Source organism: Marseilla massiliensis (assembly GCF_016899955.1).
In the GTDB taxonomy this organism is placed as follows: Bacteria; Bacteroidota; Bacteroidia; order Bacteroidales; family Bacteroidaceae; genus Prevotella; species Prevotella intestinigallinarum.
Genome location: NZ_JACJJL010000006.1, coordinates 109,071 through 133,778 on the forward strand (window position 1 = coordinate 109,071; position 24,708 = coordinate 133,778).

The following is a 24,708-nucleotide window of genomic DNA, read 5'->3' on the forward strand; positions in this document are numbered from 1 at the left end:
AAAGACAAACACCAACCCCACTCCCAGTACAGTGTCGACATCCCCGGCACTGGGTTCCCTCCCCACGGGGGAGGGGTAGGGAGTGGCTTATATTTAGCACTATGGTAAAAGCATGGAGAGAGGTTGTGACAATACCAACCTATGAAGTCGGCAAGCCCGACAAGAACCCTATGTTTCTCGAGAAGCGCGTATACCAAGGCTCGAGTGGCGTGGTTTATCCCTATCCCGTGATAGAATCGATAGCCGACGAGAAGCACGACAAGCAATACAATGCAGTGTTTCTTGAGAACGAATACATCAAAGTGATGATTCTTCCCGAGCTCGGGGGAAGGGTACAGATGGCATACGACAAAGTGAAGCAGCGCCATTTCGTGTATTACAACCACGTGGTGAAGCCTGCCCTCGTAGGTCTTACGGGACCGTGGATATCCGGCGGCATCGAGTTTAACTGGCCGCAGCACCACCGTCCGTCAACTTTCCTGCCCGTGGACAGCACCATCGAGGAGAATGCCGACGGCTCGGTAACGGTCTGGGTCAACGAGATGGAGCGCATGTTCCACCAGAAGGGCATGGCCGGATTCACCCTGCGGCCCGGTTGCGCCCGCCTCGAGATACGCGGACATTTGTATAACCGTACGCCGATGCCGCAGACATTCCTGTGGTGGGCCAACCCGGCTGTGGCGGTGAACGACGAATACCAGAGCGTGTTCCCGCCCGACATCAACGCCGTTTTCGACCACGGCAAGCGCGCCGTGAGCTCTTTCCCGATAGCAACGGGCACATATTACAAGATGGACTACTCGGCGGGAGTGGACATTTCCAACTATAAGAACATAAAGGTGCCCACGTCTTACATGGCCGTCAACTCAAAGTACGACTTCGAGGGGGGCTACGAGAACGACTCACATGGGGGTATGCTGCATGTGGCAAGCCACCACCTGTCGCCCGGAAAGAAGCAGTGGACATGGGGCAACGGCGATTTCGGGCGTGCCTGGGATCGCAACCTGACCGACAGCGACGGCCCGTACATCGAGCTGATGGCCGGTGTCTACACTGAAAACCAGCCCGACTTCACGTGGCTGATGCCTTATGAAGAGAAGCGTTTCACGCAGTATTTCATGCCGTATCGCGAACTGGGGATAGTCAAGAACGCCTCGCGCGACCTGGTGATGAACATTGTTGAGGCCGGCGGGCGGGCCAGGCTGATGGTCCAGGCCACGTGCAAGGCCCGCGTAGAGGTGCTCGTCAGGGGCGACGAAGGGGGCAGGGTGTTGTATGGAAACACTATCGACATGAGCCCGGAGGCCGTGTTCGACGAGATTGTAGATGTATGCGGAACACCCCTCGACGCCCTTACCGTAGAGCTGTACATCATCCACGACAATGGCCGGAGGGTGCTTTCGCTTTCATGGCACGCCGAGCCCGACGAGATACGCCCCGTGCCCAATGCCGCCGAAGCGGCCCTGCAACCGGCCGAGATAAAGACAACAGAGCAGCTTTACCTTACCGGGCTTCATCTCGAACAGTACCGCCACGCCACCTTCTCGCCCGTAGATTACTATGAAGAGGCGTTGCGCCGCGACCCAGACGACTACCGTTGCAACAACGCTCTCGGCCTGTGGTACCTGCGCCGCGGACGCTTTGCCGTTGCCGAGCCTTACCTCAGGCGTGCCGTCGGGGTGATAATGCGCCGCAACCCAAACCCATACGACGGCGAGCCGATATACAACCTGGCCCTCTGCCTCAAGTGCATGGGACGTTGCGACGAGGCATACGAGCTGTTCTGGAAGTCGACATGGAACAAGGCATGGGCCGATGCCGGCTATCTGGCAGCCGCACAACTGTCGTTGATGCAGGGCCGACTTGACGATGCTCTCGACGAGGCGGAACGTGCGCTCGACAACAACCGACGCAACCACAAGGCCCGCGCGCTGCTCGCAACGGTGCTCAGGGTGTTGGGACGCGAGGCCGATGCCGTGGCATTATGCGACGAGTCGGTGGCCCTCGACCCCTTCAACTACGGTTGCCTCTACGAGAAATACATCATCACGGCCGACGGACTGTTGCTCGACAAGCTGCGCGAGATGATGCACGGCATGCCAAACAACTACGACGAACTGGCTCTCGACTACATGCAGATGGGCCGCCCGGAAGAGGCGTTGGCCGTGTGGGGCATGGCCGAAAGCGCCGGTGCGGTCACGCCGATGACCTATTACTACATGGGTTGGGCCGGCGATGCGGGCGCGTTTGCCCGTGCTGCCGCAGCCGATGCGGCCTATTGCTTCCCCAACCGCATCGAAGACGTGCTGGCGCTGCAGGCCGCCATGGACGCCAACCCGCAGGATGCGCGCGCTCCTTACTATCTGGGCTGCCTATATTACGACAAGCGCCAGTATGGCGTGGCCACCGAACTGTGGCAGCGTTCGGCCGAACTCGACCCGCAGTTCCCCACCGTTTGGCGCAACATGGCGCTGGCTTTGTTCAACAAACAGGGCGAGCACGAGCGGGCACTCGAGTGCATGGAGAGGGCATTCAGCCTCGATGAGACCGACGCCCGCGTGCTGATGGAGCTCGACCAGCTTTACAAGCGCCTGCAGAAACCGCACGCCTGGCGCCTCGAACGCCTGATGAGCCATCCCGAACTCGTGGCCCGGCGCGACGACTTGCTGCTCGAAGAGGCCACGCTACTTAACCAGACAGGACGCTACGAGGAGGCCATGGCCATCATCGACGGCCATGTGTTCCACCCGTGGGAAGGAGGCGAAGGCAAGGTGACGGCCCAATACCAGACGTGCCGCGTCGAGCTGGCCAAGCGGGCGCTGGCGTCGCATGAGTATGAAAAGGCCATAAGGCTGCTCGACGAGTGCCTCGTCTATCCGCACAACCTCGGCGAGGGCAGGCTCGAAGGGGCCCAGGAAAACGATTTCCACTACTTCCTCGGCTGCGCATACAGCGCCATGGGCAACGAGGCCAAGGCCCGCGAGTGCTGGGAAAAAGCCACCAAGGGGCCCCAGGAGCCTGCGGCGGCCATGTATTACAACGACGCCAAGCCCGACAAGATATTCTATCAGGGGCTTGCCCTGATGCGCCTTGGCAGGCAGGGCGAGGCCAACGGGCGCTTCCATCGACTTGTCAACTATGGCAAGCAGCATGTTTTTGAGAAGGTGGTGATGGATTATTTTGCCGTTTCATTGCCCGACCTGCTCATCTGGGAAGACTCGCTCGACGCGAAGAACGCCATACACTGCACGTATATGCTTGCGCTCGGCTATTACGGACTGGGCGACATGAAGCACGCGCTGCGCTATCTCGGCGAGGTAGAGCGCATGGACATAAACCACCAGGGAGTGCAGGCACTGCGCACGTTGCATTCGTTGTTTTGATTGACGCCGGTGGGCCGTGGCTTTGGTCATGGCCCACCGGCTTGCCTTTATCTGCAAACCCGTCTTAGCACATTGTTCTTTTTCTTATGTACAAATATCTGTTTTCATTGATACTCGTGGCCGTCATGGCTTCAGCCGCCGCCGCGCAAGACTGCCTTGACATCAGCGGCGAATGGCTTTGCGGGGGCACGACGCCAGTCAGACTGCCCGGAACCACCGATGACGCACGCCTCGGAGAGCCTAACAGGCTGGGGCCGGCAATGGCCAAGCCACAGCTGACCCACCTCACGCGACGCCATTGTTTCATGGGCGAGGCGCGTTACCTGCGCCGTGTCGACATACCCAAGGCCATGGCCGGACGGCCGCTTAGGGTAACGTTTGAGCGTGTGTTGTGGCACAGCCGGCTTTTTGTTGACGGTCGCGACATGGGCCAGAGCCAGGAAAGCCTTGTCTCCCCGCATGTCTACACCATCCCCCGGGGGCTTGCCGAAGGCGCCCATGAGATAGAGCTTCGCGTGGACAACAGCAAGCAATACGATATATCGTACAATGAGATGTGCCATGCCTACACCGATGAGACACAAATCAAATGGAACGGGGTGCTCGGACGGATGGAGATAACGGCGCTGGCCGACGTCGAGATAGCGTCGCTCGATGTTTATCCCGACGTGGCCGGACGGCGCATCAGCGTGGCTGCCAGGCTGTCGAAGCATGGCGGCGGTCGCGCCAAGGGCGTGCTCACCTTGGGCGTGAGGCAACTTTCAACAGGTTGCAGGCTGCCTGTGAAGAGCCTGAGGGTGGCATTGCCCGACTCTGCAACCGACGTCACGGCATGGTATGACATGGGCGACGACGTAAGGCTGTGGAGCGAGTTCGACCCCACACTCTACGAGCTTACAGCCGAATATGACGGCGGTGGCATACATGCAGGGCGCAATGTTACCTTCGGCATGCGCGAGATTGGCTCCGAAGGAGGCCGACTGCTGGTCAATGGGCGGCGCACCTTCCTGCGGGGCACGCTCGAGTGCTGTGTCTTTCCGCTCACCGGCACGCCGCCGACAACCGAAGACGGATGGCTGAAAGTGTTTGCCACTGCGCGCGACTGGGGCCTCAACCACCTGCGCTTCCACTCCTACTGCCCTCCCGAGGCAGCCTTCAGGGTGGCCGACCGCATGGGGTTCTACCTGCAGGTTGAGCTGCCCTGCTGGTCGCTCAACATCGGGCGCGACAAGGCGGTGGAGCTTTTCTTGCGCCGTGAGTTCGACAACATTGTGGCAAACTATGGCAACCATCCGTCGCTGTGCCTCGTAAGCTGTGGCAATGAGCTGCAGAGTGACTTCACGGTGCTCAATTCCATGGTGCGCGACATGAAGCAGAAAGACCCCCGCCACCTTTATTCAACAACCACATACACCTTTGAGCGCGGCCACGGAGGGCATCCCGAGCCCGAAGACCAGTTCTTTGTCACCCAGCGTACCGACAGTGGCTGGGTGCGCGGCCAGGGCGTGTTTGATGCCGAGCGCCCGTCGTTTGAAAAAGACTATGCCGCATCCGTGGGCACGCCTTCCGTCCCTTTGATTTCTCACGAGATAGGCCAGTATGCCGTATATCCCAATGTCCGTGAGATTGAGAAGTACACCGGGGTGCTCGACCCGCTCAACTTCAAGGCCGTGCGCGACGACTTGCGCGACAAGGGACTGCTCAAGTTGGCCGACGATTTCTTTGATGCCTCGGGGCGTTTTGCCGCCATTCTGTATAAAGAGGAGGTGGAGCGTGCGTTGAAGACGCCTGGGTTCAGTGGCTTCCAACTGCTCGGCCTTCAGGACTTCCCGGGCCAGAGCACGGCCCTCGTGGGTCTTGTAGATGCCTTTTGGGACAACAAGGGCTTTATGTCTCCCGCCGATTTCCGCTGTTTCTGCGCCCCCGTTGTTCCGCTGGCGCGGTATGGCAAGGCGGTTTACACAACCGACGAGACGTTTGATGCGGCCGTCGAGGTGGCCAACTACGGGCGTGAAGCCATTGCGGGCGGCCGCCTCGTGTGGACGCTGGCCGACGACTTGGGGCGCACCGTGGGCAGCGGCGCGACAGACTGCGGCACCATCGCTCAGGGCGGCCTTACTGCCCTGGGGCGCGTCAAGGTGGATTTGGGCGGCGTGGCCGGGCCTTGCCGGCTAACGTTGCGCGTGGCTTTGGACGGCACTCCGTGGCGCAACAGCTGGCACATCTGGGTGTATCCGCCCACCGCGGGGCTTGATTGTGGCGACGTGGTGCTGACGGCCGATTGCGACGAGGCTGCCAGGGCGCTGGCCAAAGGCCGCAAGGTGCTTTTCTCGCCCGCCGAAAAGCACCTCAAGGGGCTTGAAGGCAAGTTTGTGCCTGTGTTCTGGAGCCCTGTCCACTTCCCCAAGCAAGCCGGCACCATGGGCGTGCTCTGCAACCCGAGCCATCCCGCGCTGGCGTCGTTCCCCACAGAGTCGCATTCCGACTGGCAGTGGTGGGGGCTGATGAAGAACTCAAAGGTGCTGGTGACGGATTCGCTGCGCAATGTCGTTCCGATAGTGAGCGTGATAGACAACTTTGCCAACAACCGCCGTCTTGCTGCTGCCATCGAGGCGCGTTGCGGCGGTGGCAGACTGCTGTTCACGTCGATGAACCTCATCGAGAAGATGAATTCGTGCCCAGAGGCGCGCCAGATGGCGGTCAGCCTGTTGCGTTACATGAACTCCGACGACTTTGCCCCTGCCGCAGAAATGACCGTAGGCGAGCTGCGTTCGTTTATCTCGGCTACCGACAACAGCATTAAGACCGGTGCCGAGTCTATCTACTGACACCGGTATGCGGCTCAGCCAGCAAGCCCTTTCGTGCCACTTGCTTGTTCAGGCTGTGGCCGGTGGCGTAACCACGTGTCACACAGCGCGTTGCAGAACGGGCCGTTTCCTGCTGCAAAACGGCCCGTTCTGAGGGCCGAAAAGCGTTGTTTCGCAAGGCAATACGGCCGATGTTGCAAACCTGTCCGGTCAATGGCGTTTGGCAGAAGGAGTGCGTAGGCCCGGCAGGCCCGGTGGGGGCATTGGTGCATGGCGGCATGGCGATGTTTTGCCCGGGGCATTGCTTGATGTCTGTGCGAGTGCGTCGAATGCGCTATTTTAAGATAATGATGATGGCAAACTACATGAATCAACAAACGTAATGTGTAGTATGAAACATGCAAATGGTCTGCTGCGTGTCATGCATGCAGCCCTGATGCCCGGCCCAATGTACGGCCCGGAGGGCATACGGGTGGCCCCCAGATGGGCGGCACAGGCCGGGGGCTTGCCGTGGCAGGCCGCCGTGGCTGCGGCAGTATGGCGTTGTGCAGCCCCTGTGGCTGTTCCGGCAACTTTGTTTTAAGATTTGATTGTATGCACGCAATACTCTTTTGTTTTTTCAGTTATGTCAATATAATGTTTAATAAAAAATAAATCAAAATATGAATCTGATATGAAACAGCTAATGAAAGGATTCTTGCTGGCAGGGGCCATGGTGCTTTCAGCACACTGCCTTGTGGCGCAAGTGCCCGAAGTAAAGTGGGATTCGCGCAGCCTTATCATAGGCGGCAAGCGCGTGGTGCCCGTGATGGGCGAGGTGCATTACTCCCGAATACCCGCCGACGAGTGGCAGCGCGAGGTGCGGAAGATGAAGGATGGCGGCGTGACAATCATCGCCAACTATGTGTTTTGGAACCATGTCGAGGAGCAGGAGGGCATATTCGACTGGAGCGGACAGCGCGACCTGCGCCGCTTCCTTGAGGTTTGCAAGGCCGAAGGCATGCCCGTGGTGCTGCGCATAGGCCCGTTCTGCCATGGCGAGGCACGCTGCGGTGGCATCCCCGACTGGGTTTTTACAAAGGGATGCCGCACGCGCGACACCAACAAGACGTTCATGTCGTTTGTCGACAATCTCTACAGGCAAATCTATTCTCAGGTGATTGGCTTGCAGTGGAAGGACGGAGGGCCGGTAGTGGCCGTGCAGTTTGACAACGAGCAGCGCAACGGCAACTATCTCATGGCACTCAAGAAGCTGGCCCTGTCGATAGGCTTCGACCTGCCGTTCTACACCCGCACGGGGTGGCCCGAGCTTACGCGGCCCGTGCCTTACGGCGAGATGCTGCCGCTGTATGGCGACTATGCCGACGGCTTCTGGGACCGCTCTACCAAGGAAACGGCCGGAAACTATTACAAGGCGTTCAACTTCAAGGCTTTCCGCAGCTCGACGGCGATAGCCAGCGAGCAGCTCGGCGAGCAGAAAGAGAGGCTCAGCAAGGGCGACGAGCAGTATCCGTACTTCACTTGCGAGCTTGGGGGAGGCATGATGACTTCATACCATCGCCGCGTCTACGTATATCCCGAAGACGCCTATTCGCTGGCCATTGTCAAGCTGGGCAGTGGCAGCAACCTGCTCGGATACTATATGTACCACGGCGGCACCAACCCCGACGGCAAGCTGACATACCTAAACGAAAACCAGCGCACGCCCGCGACAAACCACAACGACCTGCCTGTGAAGACGTATGACTTCCAGGCTCCGCTCGGCGAATTTGGCCAGCGCAACCCTCATTTCTACACTCTGCGCAAGCTGCACATGTTTATGCACGACTACGCCGAGACGCTGGCACCGATGGATGCCTCGTTTCCGTGCCCGCAAGACATAAAGAAAGGCGACGACAGCCACCTCAGGTGGGCTTACCGTTCGCAGGGCGACAGCGGCTTCGTCTTTGTCAACAACTACGAGAGACTGCAGAACCTGACAGACAAGCGGGGCGTGCAGTTCAGCGTATGCGGTGTCACCTTCCCCCGCAAGCCTATGACCATACCGGCCGGCACGGCCTGCATCTTCCCGGTAAACATCGACGGTATCAGGTATGCAACGGCGCAAATCATAGCCAAGCGCGACGGAAAGATATACCTGGAGCAGATAAAGGGCGTGCCCACAGAGATATGCGTCGACGGCAAGACGCTCAGAAACGTCAAGCCAAAGGGCATAGGTAAGCCAGTTTACCGCAACATTTACCTCGTCGACTCTGAGACGGCCGGAAGACTCTTCTTGCCTGATGAGGCCCGCCTTGACATGAAGGTGGGCGTCGACCTTGCCAAGGTGCGCGAGGCCGGCGAGCCGCGCAAGATAACCATCGGCGTGCAGAAAGTGGCCGAAGAGCCTACCGACGACGACTTCAATGCGGCCGCTGTATACACCATAGGCCTGCCGGCCGACAGCCTGCGAGCCGACCGCCTGCTGCGTATTGACTACCGGGGCGACGTGGCACGGCTTTATGCCGACGGCAAACTCGTGGCCGACAACTTCTACAACGGCCGCCCCTTCCTTTTCGGGCTATGGCGGCTGCCGGCCGGATGCAGCCGGCTGGAGCTGCGCATACTGCCGTTGCAGAAAGACATGCCGGTGTATTTCCCGCGTGAGGCCAACGTCAGCGAGCCGGGCGAGCAGGTTTACGGCGTGACCACACTCACCCTCGCAGAGTATTGAACAGGGCTGCCAGGCAGCCAACAACAGGTTTTAAGCAACATCATTTTATTTATATGAATAAGAGACTATTATCAATCTTGCTTGTGCTTGCGGCCATGTCGGCCCATGCGCAGGACAAAATCGACCTGGCGGGAGAATGGAATTTCGTGCAGGGCGATACCCCCGACTACAACGACCGGGTGACGTTGCCCGGCTCTATGCTCACCAACGGCAAGGGAAACGAGGTGACCGTCGAGACGAAATGGGTGAGCAGCCTTTACGATTCGTCGTTTTTCTTCAACCCATACATGGCCAAATACCGCCAGCCGGGCAAGATGAAGTTCCCCTTTTTCCTCACTCCGGACAAGCACTACGTGGGCAATGCGTGGTACAGCCGTAAGGTCAGCGTGCCAAAGGCGTGGGGCAAGAAGCGCCTGCTGCTCTATCTTGAGCGCCCGCACATAGAGACCACGGTGTTCATCAACGGCAGGCAGGTGGGCCGCGACTCGTCGCTCAGCGTGCCGCACGTGTTCGACGTGACCGACTACGTGGCCCCGGGGCGCGACAACGACATTGCCATCAAGGTGTACAACGGCATAGAGAATGTGTGCGTGGGGCAAGACTCGCACAGTGTGACCGACCAGACGCAGGGCGACTGGAACGGCATTGTGGGCCGCATGGAGCTGCAGGCGCGACCCGAGGTGTACATCGGCAACGTACAGGTTTACCCCGACATCGACGCCAAGACCATCGACGTGGTGCTTAAGGTAGTGGGCGGCAAAGGCAAATACGACGTTAAGTTCAACGTGGCCGGGCGTGACTTTGAGCACAAGAGGCTTGTGGCCGGGGCCGACGGGGCCGTCAGGGTGACGCTGCCCATGGGAGACGATGTAAAGCTGTGGGACGAGTTTGAGCCCAACTTGTACACGCTGACGTCGGTGCTCGGCGCCGACACCGTGCAGACCGACTTCGGAATGCGCAAGATTGAGGTTCGCGGCAGGCAGTTCTACCTTAACGGCCGCCCCATCTGGATGCGCGGAACGGTAGAGAACTGCTGCTTCCCGCTGACGGGATATCCGCCAACCGACGAGGCTTCGTGGCTCAGGGTGTTCCGCAAATGCAAGGAGTACGGGCTCAACATGATGCGCTTCCACTCGTTCTGTCCGCCCGAGGCGGCGTTCAAGGCGGCCGACAAGGTTGGCTTCTACCTGCAGCCCGAGGGACCGTCGTGGCCAAACCACGGTGTGCGCCTGCGCCGCGGCATGAACATAGACCACTACTTGCTTCAGGAGACGGAGCGCATGGTGGAGCATTACGGCAACCATCCGTCGTTCTGCATGCTGGCCGCCGGCAATGAGCCGGCAGGCGATTGGGTGCCCTGGGTGGGCGACTTTGTAGACCACTGGAAGCAGACGGGCGACCGCCGGCGCGTGTATTGCGGAGCGTCGGTGGGCGGCGGATGGGCCTGGGACCCCAAGAGCGAGTTCCACGTCAAGGGCGGTGCACGCGGGCTCGACTGGGACAGGCGTGCCCCACAGTCGACCGACGACTTCCTGAAGAACATAATGCAGGTGACGCAGAAGGGCCGCAAGCCTATAGTGTTCGACGTCAACGAGCCTTACCTGAGCCATGAGCTGGGCCAGTGGTGCGCATTTCCCGACCTGAAAGAGACCTCGCAGTACACCGGGGCGTACAAAGCGCGCAACTTCGAGATATTTGCCGACCTGCTGCGAGACAACGGCATGGCCTCGCAAGCCGGGAAATTCCTGATGGCCAGCGGCAAGTTGCAGACTCTGGCTTACAAGTATGACGTGGAGCGCAACCTCCGCACGCCCGACTACGCAGGCTTCCAGATGCTTGCCCTCAACGACTACAGCGGCCAGGGCACGGCGCTCGTGGGTGTGCTCAATGTGTTCTGGCGTGAAAAGGGCTACTGCAATGCCGACCAGTGGACGCAGTTCTGCTCGCCCATAGTGCCGCTGGCAAAGTTCCCGAAGTTTGTTTATACCAACGACGAAACGCTTAGCGTGGACGTCGAGATGTACAACGCATACCGCGAGACGCTGCGCGACGCCACTACGAAGTATACCGTCACCGATGCCAACGGCAACAAGGTGGCAGGCGGGCAGCTGTATGCCGGCGACATAACCGTGGGCAAGAACAGGGCACTGGGCACTGTGTCGATGCCGCTGTCGGCCATTGCCGAACCGTCGAAGCTGAAGCTCACCGTAACAACAACGCCTACCAACAATGTTGGGCAGCGCATAGAGAACAGCTGGGAGTTTTGGGTTTATCCGGCCAAGCAGGCCATGCCTGAGGCCAAGGGCATACTTGTGACCGACACGCTCGACGCCCGGGCCGTGGCCGCATTGCGGAAAGGGGGACGCGTTTTGATAACGGCGGCCGGAAAGGTGCGCTTTGGCAACGACGTGAAGCAGACCTACCTGCCCGTGTTCTGGAACACGAGCTGGTTTAAGATGCGCCCGCCACACACCACGGGGGCGGCCATCGACACGTCGCATCCGCTCTTCGGAGAGTTCCCGACCGACGACTGGAGCAACCTGAACTGGTGGGAATTGCTCAACAAGGCGCAGGTGATGAACCTCCGCGACTTCCCCGCTGCCTACCAGCCGCCCATCCAGCCCATCGACACATGGCACATAAGCCGCAAGCTCGGTATGCTTGTAGAGGCCAATGTGCTTGGCGGCCGACTGCTCATGACCACGATGGACATCGACAGCAACCTCGACTCGAGGCCGGTGGCGCGCCAGATGCGCAAGGCCATCATCAGCTATATGGAGAGCGACGACTTCCGTCCGTCAATCACACTTGAGCCGGAGGTGATAACAAACTTGTTTGAAAATGTGGCCCCGGCGGTGAATATGTTCACCAACGACTCGCCCGACGAGCTTAAGCCAAAGCTCAAGTGACCGCTTGCCGTGGCTGTCCCTGCGGCTGCCCAAACGGCTTTCGAGGCTGCGCCATACCGCATGGCGCAGCCTTTTTTGTGCCTCCCGGCCGGCTGTTGCTGGCGTGGCGGCGTAGGGCCGCGAGCCGTTCGTGGCGGCGTCGGCAGCCTTCAGCCAACGTCATTCCGGTGGCCCACCACTGCGATATGGGCCGTTCGGCGTTGCAATACGGCCGATATTGCAATGCCGAACGGCCCGTTTCAGCCTGCAAAACGGGCCGTTTCCCGAAGTGGTTGGGACTCAGTCACTTGCGCAGATAGCTCGGCGCGAGGTCAGCGCCAGCTGTGGCCGGCCGCTGCATGCGGCATTTTGCGCTGTAATCCAGCGCCTTTCAGTTGGGCAGCCTGCAAGACTTTTTAATACAAATCATTTTGTTGTTAGCGAAATAACGTCTACCTTTGCACCCTATAATCATTTAACGACCAACCAAAAATATGAAAAAGATACTCCTGTCGGCCATTGCCTTCATCATGGCATTGCCTTCGGTAGCCCAGTATGGCTATCCGTTCAACTCTGCATACACCGAAGAGCACAACATATATTACGGCCTGAGGCTTGGCCTCGCGCTTGCCACCGTAAACTCAGACGACGATGTGCTCGACGGCGGCAGTGTGCGCTCAGGGCTCAACCTTGGTGCCATCATAGGCTTCCAGTTGTCGCCCGCGGCTCCGGTATACCTTGAGACAGGCTTGTTTTATACCGAGAAGGGAGGCAACGGAAAGGTCGACGGGGCCAAGTTTACCTACGACCTGAACTATCTCGAGCTGCCCATCCTGGCCAAATACAAGTATGATGTTGACGGCAACTTCAGCATACAGCCTTTTGCCGGAGGCTACATAGCTTGCGGTGTGGGCGGAAAGGTGAAGGACTACGGGCTCACCCCCGACGACAGGGCTGTCTACTCTTCGTTCTCGAGCGGCTTTTTCAAGCGCTTCGATGGCGGTCTGCGCATAGGTTGCGGTGCCGAATACCAGATGATTTATGCCGAGATGGCCTACGACTTCGGCCTGGCCAACATTTGCCACAGCGACTTCGACACGTCGCACACAGGGTGCTTCTACCTTAACTTCGGCGTCAACTTCTGACGGCGGGGCCCGCCGTTTGCACTGACGGGCTGCCAGCCACCGGCTTTCAAGGCGCCGCCGCCACGTCTGTCGACTGCAATCAAAAAGGCCGCAACACTCGCTTTGAGGTGAGTGTTGCGGCCTTTGCCGTGCCGGTTGTGCCTTCGGCTTACTCGTAGTGAGTGTCGAGATAGGTCACGTGGGTAACGAGATATTCCTCTACGCCGTGCTTTCCGTCGGCCCCTCCGATGCCGCTCTTCTTCACGCCGGCGTGGAATCCTTGCATGGCCTCGAAGTGTTCGCGGTTGATGTAGGTCTCGCCGAACTCAAGTCCGCGCGTCACCTTGGCAGCCGTGTCGATGTCTTTGGTGAACACCGACGATGCCAGTCCGTACTCAACGTCGTTGGCCCATGCTATCACCTGGTCGGTATCTTCAAACTCAACGATGGGCAGCACCGGGCCGAACGTCTCTTCGTGTATGATGTCCATGTCCTGGGTGCAGTTGTCAAGCAGCGTGGCGGCATAGAAATATCCCTTGTCGCCCACGCGGTGGCCGCCGCAAAGCACCTTAGCCCCTTGCTTTATTGCATTTTCAACCTTGGCCTCAACGCTCTCCAGGGCGCGCTTCTCTACCAGCGGGCCCATGTCTACGGTGTGGTCTTTGCAGGGGTCGCCCACCTTCACGGCCTCAAACTTGCGCAGCAGTATGTCGGTAAACTCCTTCTTGATGTCCTTGTGCACGTATACTCGCTCGGCATTGTTGCATATCTGTCCGTTGTTGCCTATGCGGCTGTCGAGTATCCATTGTGCCGAGGCTTCGAGGTCGGCGTCGGGGAATACTATTGCCGGTGCCTTGCCGCCAAGCTCGAGCGACACTTTGGTTATGTTGTTGGCGGCGGCTTTCATGATGCTCTCGCCTGCGCTCACGCTGCCAGTCACGCTCACGATGTCAACCTTGGGGCTTCCTGCCATTTCGTTGCCTATCACGCTGCCGCGGCCGGTCACGATGTTGATGACGCCTGCGGGCAGGCCCGACTCTTCAACCACGTGGGCGAATTCGGTGCAGTTCTCGGGTGTTATCTGCGACGGCTTGATTACTATGGTGCACCCCGCTATGAGGGCGGAGCCGGCTTTGCGGGCGATGAGAAAGAACGGGAAGTTCCACGGCAGGATGCCTGCCACTACGCCTATGGGACGCTTTGTCAGTATGATGGTTTCGCCTCGGCGGTCGCTCGGTATCACTTCGCCCTCGATGTGGCGCGCAAACGAGGCCATGTAGTCGAAGTAGTCGGCTGTCACATTAACCTCGGTCGTTGCCCAGCTGAGCGTTTTCCCTTGCTCGCGCATGATGATGTCGACGAACAGGTCTTTGCGTTTGCGTATGCCGTCAGCCAGCTTGCGCAGATACGCGGCCCGCTCGATTGCAGGTGTGGCTGCCCATGCTTTCTGTGCAGCACGTGCGGCGTCGAGGGCTTCGTTCACGTCTTCCACTGTGCCTTCCGGCTGGCGGCTTATCACCTCTTCGGTCGAGGGGTTCAACACTTCGATCCATTTGCCGGACCGACTCTCAACGAACTTGCCGTTGATGTACATTTTCAAATCTTTCATTTCTATTCTGTTTTAGGTAGATCTTTATTAGATGCATCTTATGAATGCGTAGCAAAAATAAATAAAAAAAAACGAGAATGGCAGTGCCGTTCTCGTTTTTTATGATAATTTTGCGAATCGTTCCGCTTGTTAGCATTTGTGCGTCATGATGTCGAGCACCATGTTGTCGGTGGTCGCCATGGCGTCGGCACCGATGGAAGTCAGGTTGCGTATGCTCCTGTCGACGTCGTCGTCGATTATCCCTTCGGCGCTGCTGACGCACTTGCCCTCCATCGATAGCAGGGCGGAAAGCACGGCGGTAGACACACCCGACGATATCTTCAGCGAGCAGCTTGGCTTTGCCCCGTCGCAAATCATGCCCGTGATGTTGGCTATCATGTTCTTTACCGAGTGGCATACGTGCTCATAGTTGCCGCCCATGAGGTAGGTTATGCCGCAGCTGCTGCCTATCGAGGCAACCACGCAACCGCACAGTGCCGACAGCTTTCCTAAGCTTTGCTTGATGTATATGGCCGTGAGGTGGCTCATGGTCAGCGCCCGGATGAGTTCCTCCTCGGTGTTTTCGTTCTCTGTCGCGTACACCGCTACCGGGTTGGTGGCGCATATCCCCTGGTTGCCGCTGCCGCTGTTGCTCATCACCGGTATCATGGCGCCGCCCATGCGAGCGTCGCATGCCGAGGCCGTGCGGGCTATTATCTTCGAGAATATGCTCCGGCCGAAGATGCCCTGGCTCAGCGGGCGGTCGATGGTCTTGCCCAGGTTGTGGCCGTAATTGCCCTTTATGGCCTCGCTGGCAGCCTTCATGTTGTAGTCCTTGGTTTCGGTTATGAAGCTTATCTCTTCCACCGGGGCGGTGGTGGCAAAGTCGTATACGAGGCGCATGTTGAGCCTTATGTCTTCCTCTTCCTCGCCCGCGGTGGTGTCGGTGCGGTTGTCGAGCAGTGCCTTGCCGTCTTTGCCGAGGTAGACAAACGACGTGTGGCCGCCTGCGATGATGGCCGTCGACTCGCTCCCGGCGGCCTTGCAGCATACTTCGATGTACAGTTTCTCGGTGATGCCTTCCTTGAGTTTGATGTCGATATGCTTGCCGGCGATGTATTGCTTGCCTGCCTCGAGGGCTTCGGGCGTGAGGTCTTTGAGCACTTCGAGCTTGTAGTCGGACTTGCCTATCAGCGCCCCGAGGGCTATGGCTATGGGCAGTCCTATCATGCCCGTGCCCGGTATGCCTACCCCCATGGCGTTTTTCAGGATGTTGGCACTAAGCAGCACGTTGATTGTTTCGGGCGTGCGCCCCAGTGTCTCGGCTGCCTTGGCTGTGCACAATGCCACCGCCATCGGTTCGGTGCAGCCTATGGCCGGTACCACTTCTTTGTGTATCAGCCTGATAATTCGGTTTCTCGTGTCCTTGTCAAGCATGGCGTTTCATCGTTTTGAGTAGTTTTCAAGGCCTTTCTTCAGGAAGTCTATGTACTCCTGCAGGTTCTCGTCGTACGACCGGCTGCCTGCCAGCGGCTTGCCGTTGTTGTCGAGCAGCACATAGAAGGGCTGCGTGTTGGCACCCACTTTGGTGCGTTGCAGGTAGCTCCACTTGTCGCCCACGGTGCGAAGCGTGCGCTTCTGTCCGTTCTCCTCAACCTGGATGGGCTCCGGCAGTGGTGTCTTGTCGTCGACGTATAGCGATATCAGCACGTAGTCGTTGTTGAGCATGTCGGCCACTTTGGGGTCTGTCCATACGGCAGCCTCCATCTTTCGGCAGTTGACACAGCCGAAACCGGTGAAGTCTACCATTACCGGCTTGCCCTGCGAGCGTGCTGCTGCCATGCCTTCATCGTAGTCGGTGTATTTGGCTTCAACCGATTCTTCGTGCAGGTTGAAGTCTTGCGTGTTCATCGGCGGGGCGAAGGCACTGATGGCTTTCAGCGGCGCGCCCCACAGTCCGGGCACCATGTAGATGGCGAAAGCAAGCGAAATCATGGCCAGGAAGAACTGCGGCACGTTGGTGCGGTGCTCCGGGTCGTCGTGCGGAAACTTCAGCCAGCCCAGCAGGTAGATGCCCATCAGGCCGAAGATTACTATCCACAGGGCCACGAACACTTCGCGGTCGAGTATGTGCCAGCCGTAGGCAAGGTCGGCAACCGAGAGGAACTTCAGGGCGAAAGCCAGTTCGATGAAGCCCAGCACCACCTTGACCACGTTCATCCACCCGCCAGACTTTGGTGCCGACTTGAGCAGGCTGGGGAACATGGCGAACAGTGTGAAGGGTATGGCAAGGGCGATTGCGAAGCCGAGCATGCCAAGGGTGGGGCCTACAATGCTGCCTTGGGTAGACACGGCCACGAGCAGGAAGCCGATGATGGGGCCTGTGCAAGAGAATGATACGAGCGTGAGCGTGAACGCCATGAGGAAGATGCTGAGCATGCCGCTCGTGTTTTCCGACTTCTGGTCAATCTTGTTGCTCCACGACGACGGCAGCGTTATCTCGAACGCCCCGAAGAACGAGGCGGCAAACACGATTAGGAGCAGGCAGAAGAATATGTTGAACACGGCGTTGGTAGACAGGGCGTTGAGCGCGCTTGCGCCGAAGAGCAGCGTCACCACAAGGCCCAGCAGCACGTAGATGACCACTATCGAGATGCCGTAGGTGACGGCTTCGCGTATGGCTTTAGAGCGGTCTTTGTTGCGTTTGAGGAAGAAACTTACCGTCATGGGGATGATTGGCCACACGCACGGGGTGAGCAGTGCGAGGAAGCCGCCCACTATTCCGGCCAGGAAGATGTATATCAGGGAGTTGTTCTGGGCGCCTTCGTCAAAGGCGTTGAGCTCGTCGATCACCGGCGCCCACAGCTCCTTGCCTTCCGTTTGCGACATTGCGGGGGCTGCGGCAGCGGTGTCGGCCTTGGCGGTGTCGGCCGGAGCGGCCTCAGCTGTGTCCGTGGCAGTCTCCTGGCCTGCCTTTTCCTCAGGCTCCTTGGCTTGCGCGGCGGCTGCCACTGCGGGCGACTTGCCCTTCTTTACAAGTGCCACCTGCGACGGGGGCAGGCACATCTCGTCGTTGCAAGCGCCGTATTCCAGGTAGCAGTCGATGTCGTATGTTGGTTTGGTGAAGCGTATCTTTTGCACAAACGTGGCGCTGCCTTCAAAGAAGCGCAGCTCCATGCCGAACATGTTGTCAAACTGTTTCACTTCCTTCCCGCGCGGTTGTAGCTTTCCTACGGTCTCGGCTCCGTCCATCTTGTTGGCGTTGAACGATGCCGAGATGGGGCCGTCGCTGCCCAGCTCGGTTGAATAGAGATGCCAACCCTTGTCTATCTTTGCCGAGAAGACTATCTCGGCTTCGTCGCCACCGAGCATTTTCAACTGCGAGGTGAAGTGAACTGGGTCTACCATCTGGGCCTTGATGGCTATGGCGACTCCCAGCATGATCATCAGTGATATGAGCTTCTTCATTTCTGTAGTGTTGATTTATTACGGTGCAAAATTAATAAAAATACTCTCAATTAATTGCAACAGTAGATAATTTATTTTATTTTTGCAGATAAAGAATGCGGTTGTCGGGCGGCTGTCTGCGTCGGTCTGCGTTGCGACGCCCGTTGGCCGGGCCGTCCGTCGGGGCTGTCGCATGTTTTGATAGGGCAGTGGCGGTTGCCGACTTTTGTAAAATTTGATTCATGTCAAGGCGGCCGCTGCTAACGGATTGGGCTGCAATGGGTTTCGGTCGTAGCCATTTTGCCTCGTCAAACGGCCTGTCTTGCATTCTCAAATGGCCCGTTCGGGCCTGTCAAACGGCCCATGTTGGAACGCGATGAGGCCCGATTGGTGATGCCGAACGGCTGATGTAAATATTTATTGTAGCAGAAACCGGCCCTCGGCAGCCGTTTTCGTGTGCTACAGGATTGTTCTGTTTGGGGTGTTGTCGGCATGCCGTTCCGTCGTGGCGGAATGAGTGCAAAAGCGCCACTCCGGGCAGGTTGATTTGTATATTAATTTATGTATAGATGCAGGGCAGCGCTTGTGCGCAACAACTTGTTTGGTATATTGTCGGCCGTGGTGCTTGCCTTGGCGCCATTTCAGGCTGCGCATGGTGCGCGGGATGCCACCGATGCCACATATTACACGCTCAACACGGCAAACGGGTTGAGCAGCAACAGGGTGTTGCAGATGGCCCAGCTGGACGACGGGCGCATCGTGGTGTATTCCGGCAGTGGCATAGATGTCTACGACGGACAGCGGTTCACCCGTGCGCCGGTTGCCGACTCGGGATGGGTTGGCCTGCCGGCCTATGGCGGACACACCCACCTTTACGTAGACTCAGGCGACATGTTGTGGATAAAGGAGCACAGGCGCATGACGTGCGTTGACTTGAGGCGCATGCGCCAATGCCGCGATTTGGCCCGAAAGCTTGGCGATGATGTCGCCGACTTCTTTGTAGACTCCCGGCGCAGGCGGTGGGTGGTGAGGGCCGACAGCCTGTGCTTAGACGGCGGAAGGCTTGCCCTGGGGCTCCCGGCAGGTGCCGGCCGGCTGCAGGACATGGATGCCGTGGGAGGGGTGGTATATGCGTTTTTTGGCACCGGACGGGTTGTTGAATACAGCGAAGACGGCAGGATGGTGCATGAGTGCACGCTATTCGCGGGCGACGAGTGGCGCGGTTACCGTCGCACGTCGCTCTTGGCCGCATGGCGCGACTCGGTGTTTTACCAGGTGCGCACGGGCGGCCGGGGGTCGGTGTTGCTGGCTTACATGCTGGGTTCCAGGGCGTGGCGCACGGTGATGAAGGTGCCTACACTGCTTCATACGCTCACAGTCACTCCTCAGGGGATAATCTATGCCACCTGCCCCAACGGCTTCTTGCGCATCGACCCGTCGACGGGCGAGTGCAGGCAGCACCGTGAGCTCAGGCTGCCCGACGGGTCGATGCTTGCCACGGGCATCAACACAGTGTGCCTTGACCGCGAGGGTGGGGTGTGGCTCGGCACGTATGCCAGCGGCCTTCTGTACACTTCGCCCTACAGCGGATTGTTCGACACGTCGCCCGTCGACATACGCCTTACCCCGATTCTGGCCTCGGTCTACCTCAACGGCCGCGAGGTGGTGCCGGGGCGGAGCTATGGTGGCAGGGTGGTGCTCGACGTCACCCCGCCTTATGTTGACGATATAACCCTGTCGTATGGCCAGAACTCGGTTGCCTTCCGTTTCTCGACAATGAATTATGTGCGCCCGCGCAGCACATGTTACCGATACCGCTTTTCGGGCGACGGCGGCCGGTGGCACACGCTGACGGCCGACTCTGCCCTCGGGCTTGTAGACGACCGTGGTGCTCTCTACCTGCCATTTGTGGGCCTTCCGCCCGGAAACTATGTGCTTGAGGTGATGGCTTCCACCGGCACCGGGCAATGGCAGGGGGCCGAGGTGCGGCGTCTGGGGGTTAGGGTGCTGCCGCCATGGTGGGCCACTCCTGTGGCTCTATCCGCCTATGCAGTACTGGCCGTTGCGCTGTTGGCTGCCTCCTTTGTGGCTTACGGGCGCGTGGTAAGGCGTAAGACTGCCCGCCGTGCCCGTGAAGACGAGCTTATGCAGCGTGTCAAGACGCTGGCCGAGCGCCTCAGCGCCTACGAGGGCGACGGGCGGGTGGTGCTGGGCGAGGGCAGCGGACAGTCTGACTGCCGGCAGCGCCTGACGCCGGCCGAGGCCGAGTTTGTCAGCCGTGTGACCGCCGTTGTAGAGCGTAACATCTCTACCCAGGGCTATTCGGTTGGGCAACTGGCAAGCGACTTGTGCATGGAGCGCACGGGGCTATACCGCAAGCTGACGGCCTTGCTCGACAAGTCGCCCGTGGCCTTCATACGGAGCATACGCCTCAGGCGCGCCGCAGAGATGCTGGCCGGCGGTGGCATGAGCGTTGCCGAGGTGGCCGAGGCCACGGGCTTCGGTTCCACGGGATATTTCAGCAAGTGTTTCCAGGCCGAGTTCGGGTGCCGCCCGTCAGACTACCAGGCTGCCGGCAGGCGGCGTGACTGACGCCTTTTGGCGGGTTTTCAACATTTGCGCGCTTCGTGTCAACATTTGTTTGCCGCCGTGTGGATGATTTTGGCTATCTTTGCAGCACCAAAAACATTGTTGCACATACAGACATATACATTGTTATGACATTCAGAAAAATCTTCTTTGTTGCGGCGGCGGCCATCTGCTGCGCCGCATCGGCCACGGCCGGGCAGGCCAGCCGCACGGAGGGCGGGCTGGCGTTTCAGGCCCAGGGGCTCAACGTGCGGGTCGAGTTTTACTCTCCCGACATTGTCAGGGTATATAAGGAACCCGTGTCCAGGCCTTGCAAAAAGGTGAGCATACCAATCATAATGAAACCCGGTAGAGTGGAGCTGAGTTTCGGTGGCGGTGGCGGCGTGGCCACGGTGGCCAGCGAGAGGGTTGCCGTCAGCGTTGACACAGAGACGGGCGGCATTGTGTTTGCCGACAAACAGGGCAACATAATGCTGCGCGACAAGGACTACGGCACGCAGTTTACGCCGAGAGACGACGCCGGACGGCCGTCGTTCGAGGTGAGGCAGGCGTTCTTGCTCGACTCGGCAGAAGTGATCTACGGCCTGGGCCAGCAGCAGACGGGGCTCGTGTCGCAACGCAACCAGCGCTTGTTGCTGCGTAACCAGAACATGAGCATCTGCATACCGTTTGTGCATTCGGCCAAGGGATACGGTCTTTACTGGGACAATTACTCGCCTACCACGTTCACGGACAATCCACAGGAGATGTCGTTTGATTCCGAAGTGGGCGATTGCGCCGACTATTATTTCATATACGGAGGAACGGCCGACGGTGTCATAGCCGGCGTCAGGGCTCTCACGGGGCAGGCTCCTATGTACCCGCTATGGACGCTCGGCTTCTGGCAGAGCCGCGAACGGTACAAGAGTCCCGACGAGTTGTGCGAGGTGGTCGACAAATACCGTGAACTGAAAGTGCCGCTCGACGGCATCATCCAGGACTGGCAGTACTGGGGATGCGACTCAAACTGGAACTCTATGCGCTTTGAAAACCCCCGTTACATCAACAAGATGGGCGACCCATACTATATGCGTTTCCTGCCCAAAGGCGAGAAGGCAGACGCCACGGGGGCGGAGCCGCGCATCAAGACAGCCAAGGAGATGATTGACCATGTGCACAAGCGGAACGCGCACATCATGATTTCGGTGTGGGCTTCGTTCGGCCCGTGGACCGACATGTACCACAGGATGGACAGCATTGGGGCCCTTTACGACTTCGAGACGTGGCCACGGCACGCCGGGGTCAAGCCTTACGACCCGTTCAACCCCGTAGCCCGCGACCTGTACTGGGCTGAGATGAAACGCAACATGTTCGACTTGGGCATGGATGCGTGGTGGCTTGACTCGACAGAACCTGACCATTTCGACATCAAAGACAGCGATTTCGACGTCAAGACATACCTGGGCAGCTTCCGCAGTGTGCATAATGCATTCCCACTCGTGACGAACCGTGGTGTCTACGAGCACCAGCGGCAGGCCACGAGCGACAAGCGGGTGTTTCTGCTCACGCGTTCGTCGTTCCTGGGGCAGCAGCATTACGCCTCGCATTCATGGAGCGGCGACGTCACTTCCACCTGGGACAACATGCGGAGGCAGGTTGCGGCCGGGCTGAACTATAGCCTTTGCGGCATACCTTACTGGGGGACAGACCTCGGCGGGTTCTTTGCAAGTAGATATAACAACGACATCAACAACGTGGCTTACCACGAACTGCATGTCCGTTGGTATGAGTGGGGAGTCTTCCAGCCCATCATGCGCTCCCATAACTCAAGCCCGGTGGCGGTCGAGATATACCAGTTTGGCAAGAAAGGGTATTGGGCTTATGATGCCATCGAGAAATATACGAGGCTGCGTTACCGCTTGCTGCCTTACCTTTACAGCACGGCGTGGGAGGTGACGAGCGGCAGCGGGAGCATCATCCGGCCCCTTGTGATGGACTTTGCCGGCGACAGCCGGGTGCTGGAATTGGGCTCGGAGTATATGTTCGGGCGCAGTTTCCTTGTGCGGCCCGTCACCGATTCGCTGTACACATGGCAGGATGCAAGGCGCAACGGCCACCAGAAGGACATGGCTGATGTGGCATCGGTGGATGTGTATCTGCCCGCGGGGGCCGACTGGCTCGACTTCTGGACGGGCAGTAAACACAGCGGCGGGCAGACTGTAATGCGCGAGGTGCCCATCGACATAATGCCCGTTTATGTGCGCGCCGGCTCGATTGTGCCCTTTGGCCCCGACGTGCAGTATGCCACCGAGAAGCGTTGGGACGACTTGGAGGTGCGCGTCTATCCCGGTGCCGATGGCCGGTTTACCCTCTATGAGGATGAAAACGACAATTACAACTATGAGGATGGCGCCTACACCACCATCGAGTTTGAGTGGGATGAGGCCGGCCGTACGTTGACGATAGGTGAGCGCAAGGGCAAGTTCAAGGGCATGCTCAAGTCGCGCAAGTTCAACATCGTGCTCGTAGGCGGGTCGACCCCGGCCGGCGACGTGCCCGCCAAGGGGCGCACTGTGCGCTATGACGGCAGGGCGCAGACCGTGAGTCTCTGAGCCGCAGCGGCCCTCTGGCCGTAGGTTGCATGCCGTCGTGCCGTGCTTGCATATATGCAACTGAAAACGGCCTGTGCGGCCTTGGGCATGGGGCTGTGCCGTATTTCAGTGCAAAACGAGGCGTTTCGCATTGCAATACGGCACATTTCATAGTGCAATACGTGCCGTTTTGGATGCTAAAAAAGACCCTTTTGCAACTTGCTGACAGCCACGTTGTTAGGTGGCAAGGCTCATGCCGCCCTTTTTAACATTGCAGTGTTAAAGACGGTTCAAGGCGATGCGTTGGCCAAATGCATGTTTGTCTATTGCTGTGTTCGCCCTTTGAAAGATGTGCCAACATGCGTTTTGTTGTTTTAAGTGCCCTGTTTCCTCCTGCTATTTTATTTCGCTGAGGCAGTGGTGGATAAGACAATTTTAGCTGTGGGCTAATCCGCCGTCGGGCGCCGGTAGCTCTATTGCCCTTTGTCAGTGTCAAGGTAGAGTGGGGCTTTCGTTGCGAATGCCTTTCGTAACGCATTTCATATTGCATTGTTCATGGTGAAAAAAAGCCGCCACGCGGCTTGCCGGGCTTGCCGGCTGTGGCTGCGTAGCGGCTCTGGTGTCTGCGTTTTTCAGCCTTGCTGAGTTAGGTGCAGTGTGGCGTTTGGCCGTTGTTGTCGGCCGTTGCAGGCTAAATGTCGAGCACAAGCTCCACAGGGCAGTGGTCGCTTCCGTATATCTCGTTGTGTATGCCCGCCTCCTTGACATGGCTGTCGAGGCGTTGCGAGGTGACGAAGTAGTCGATGCGCCACCCTGCGTTCTTCTCCCTTGCCTTGAAACGGTACGACCACCATGAGTAGGTAACCTGCTCGGGGTGCAACAGCCTGAACGTGTCGGTGAAGCCGCTGGCCAGCAGTTGGCTGAACTTCTGGCGCTCCTCGTCAGTGAATCCGGCGTTGCGGCGGTTGCTTTTCGGGTTTTTCAGGTCTATCTCCTGGTGTGCCACGTTCATGTCTCCGCACACTATCACAGGCTTCGACCCATCGAGCCGCATCAGGTAAGCGCGGAAGTCGTCTTCCCACTTCATTCGGTAGTCCAGCCGTTTCAGTCCGTCTTGCGAATTTGGGGTGTAGACATCCACAAGGAAGAAGTCCTCGGTTTCGAGCGTGATTACCCTTCCTTCGTGGTCGTGCTCGTCAATGCCGATGCCGTAAGTCACGTTGATTGGTTTCCGGCGCGTGAATATCGCGGTGCCCGAATAGCCTTTCTTGTCGGCATAGTTCCAGTAGGATTCATATCCATCGAAGCTCAAGTCGAGCTGTCCTTGCTGCATTTTGGTCTCCTGCAGGCAGAAGAAGTCGGCGTCAAGTTGGCGGAACGACTCGCTGAAGCCCTTCCCCTCGCAGGCTCGCAGGCCGTTGACGTTCCATGAAATAAGTTTTGTCATTGTTTGATGATGTTGATGTTTTACAATGGCCCTTGTGGTTCGCCCTTTAGCCCGGAGCCCTGTTGGCGGGGCATGTGGGCGGCAAGGCGTTTCCTTGGGCTTTTTAATCGACAGTGGCGGCCCTGCCGAGGCAAGGTCGCCACTGTGTGGTT

11 protein-coding genes are annotated in these 24,708 nt (G+C 58.6%); 7 read left to right on the top strand and 4 right to left on the bottom strand.

Annotated features, from left to right (window positions below):
* Positions 1-101: 101 nt before the first annotated feature.
* The 5 genes from H6B30_RS05150 (at position 102) to H6B30_RS05170 (ending at position 12,936) form a co-directional block, all read left to right on the top strand.
* The gene (locus tag H6B30_RS05150) at positions 102-3,383 is read left to right on the top strand and encodes a DUF5107 domain-containing protein (protein ID WP_205108584.1); all 3,282 of its coding nucleotides are present in this window, start codon (positions 102-104) and stop codon (positions 3,381-3,383) included.
* Between the two features lie 86 nt (positions 3,384-3,469).
* On the top strand, positions 3,470-6,211 hold the full coding sequence (locus tag H6B30_RS05155; RefSeq protein ID WP_205108586.1) for a DUF8487 domain-containing protein: 2,742 nt from the start codon (positions 3,470-3,472) through the stop codon (positions 6,209-6,211).
* Between the two features lie 652 nt (positions 6,212-6,863).
* Complete coding sequence (locus tag H6B30_RS05160; RefSeq protein WP_205108588.1) at positions 6,864-8,903, top strand: beta-galactosidase; 2,040 nt, start codon at positions 6,864-6,866, stop codon at positions 8,901-8,903.
* A gap of 53 nt (positions 8,904-8,956) precedes the next feature.
* Positions 8,957-11,812, top strand: a complete 2,856-nt coding sequence (locus H6B30_RS05165; RefSeq protein ID WP_205108590.1) for a DUF8487 domain-containing protein — start codon at positions 8,957-8,959, stop codon at positions 11,810-11,812.
* A 473-nt stretch (positions 11,813-12,285) separates the two neighbouring features.
* Entirely contained in the window at positions 12,286-12,936 is a 651-nt protein-coding gene (locus H6B30_RS05170; RefSeq protein WP_205108592.1) for a porin family protein, read from the top strand.
* Between the two features lie 148 nt (positions 12,937-13,084).
* On the opposite strand, the gene aldA is transcribed toward H6B30_RS05170, so the two are convergent.
* The 3 genes from aldA to H6B30_RS05185 all read right to left on the bottom strand — a co-directional run bounded on the left by aldA (position 13,085) and on the right by H6B30_RS05185 (position 17,971).
* The gene (aldA, locus tag H6B30_RS05175) at positions 13,085-14,524 is read right to left on the bottom strand and encodes an aldehyde dehydrogenase (RefSeq protein ID WP_205108594.1); all 1,440 of its coding nucleotides are present in this window, start codon (positions 14,522-14,524) and stop codon (positions 13,085-13,087) included.
* 129 nt (positions 14,525-14,653) lie between these two features.
* The gene (locus tag H6B30_RS05180) at positions 14,654-15,940 is read right to left on the bottom strand and encodes an L-cysteine desulfidase family protein (protein WP_205108596.1); all 1,287 of its coding nucleotides are present in this window, start codon (positions 15,938-15,940) and stop codon (positions 14,654-14,656) included.
* Positions 15,941-15,946: 6 nt separating this feature from the next.
* Positions 15,947-17,971, bottom strand: coding sequence for a protein-disulfide reductase DsbD family protein (locus H6B30_RS05185; protein ID WP_205108598.1), 2,025 nt, complete (start codon positions 17,969-17,971; stop codon positions 15,947-15,949).
* 540 nt (positions 17,972-18,511) lie between these two features.
* On the opposite strand from H6B30_RS05185, the gene H6B30_RS05190 reads away from it, so the two are divergent.
* Both H6B30_RS05190 and H6B30_RS05195 read left to right on the top strand, forming a co-directional pair.
* The gene (locus H6B30_RS05190; protein ID WP_205108600.1) at positions 18,512-20,542 is read left to right on the top strand and encodes a helix-turn-helix domain-containing protein; all 2,031 of its coding nucleotides are present in this window, start codon (positions 18,512-18,514) and stop codon (positions 20,540-20,542) included.
* A gap of 125 nt (positions 20,543-20,667) precedes the next feature.
* The gene (locus H6B30_RS05195; protein WP_205108602.1) at positions 20,668-23,130 is read left to right on the top strand and encodes a glycoside hydrolase family 31 protein; all 2,463 of its coding nucleotides are present in this window, start codon (positions 20,668-20,670) and stop codon (positions 23,128-23,130) included.
* Between the two features lie 670 nt (positions 23,131-23,800).
* Here the strand turns inward: H6B30_RS05195 and H6B30_RS05200 are convergent.
* The gene (locus H6B30_RS05200) at positions 23,801-24,556 is read right to left on the bottom strand and encodes an exodeoxyribonuclease III (protein WP_205108604.1); all 756 of its coding nucleotides are present in this window, start codon (positions 24,554-24,556) and stop codon (positions 23,801-23,803) included.
* Positions 24,557-24,708 lie beyond the last annotated feature (152 nt).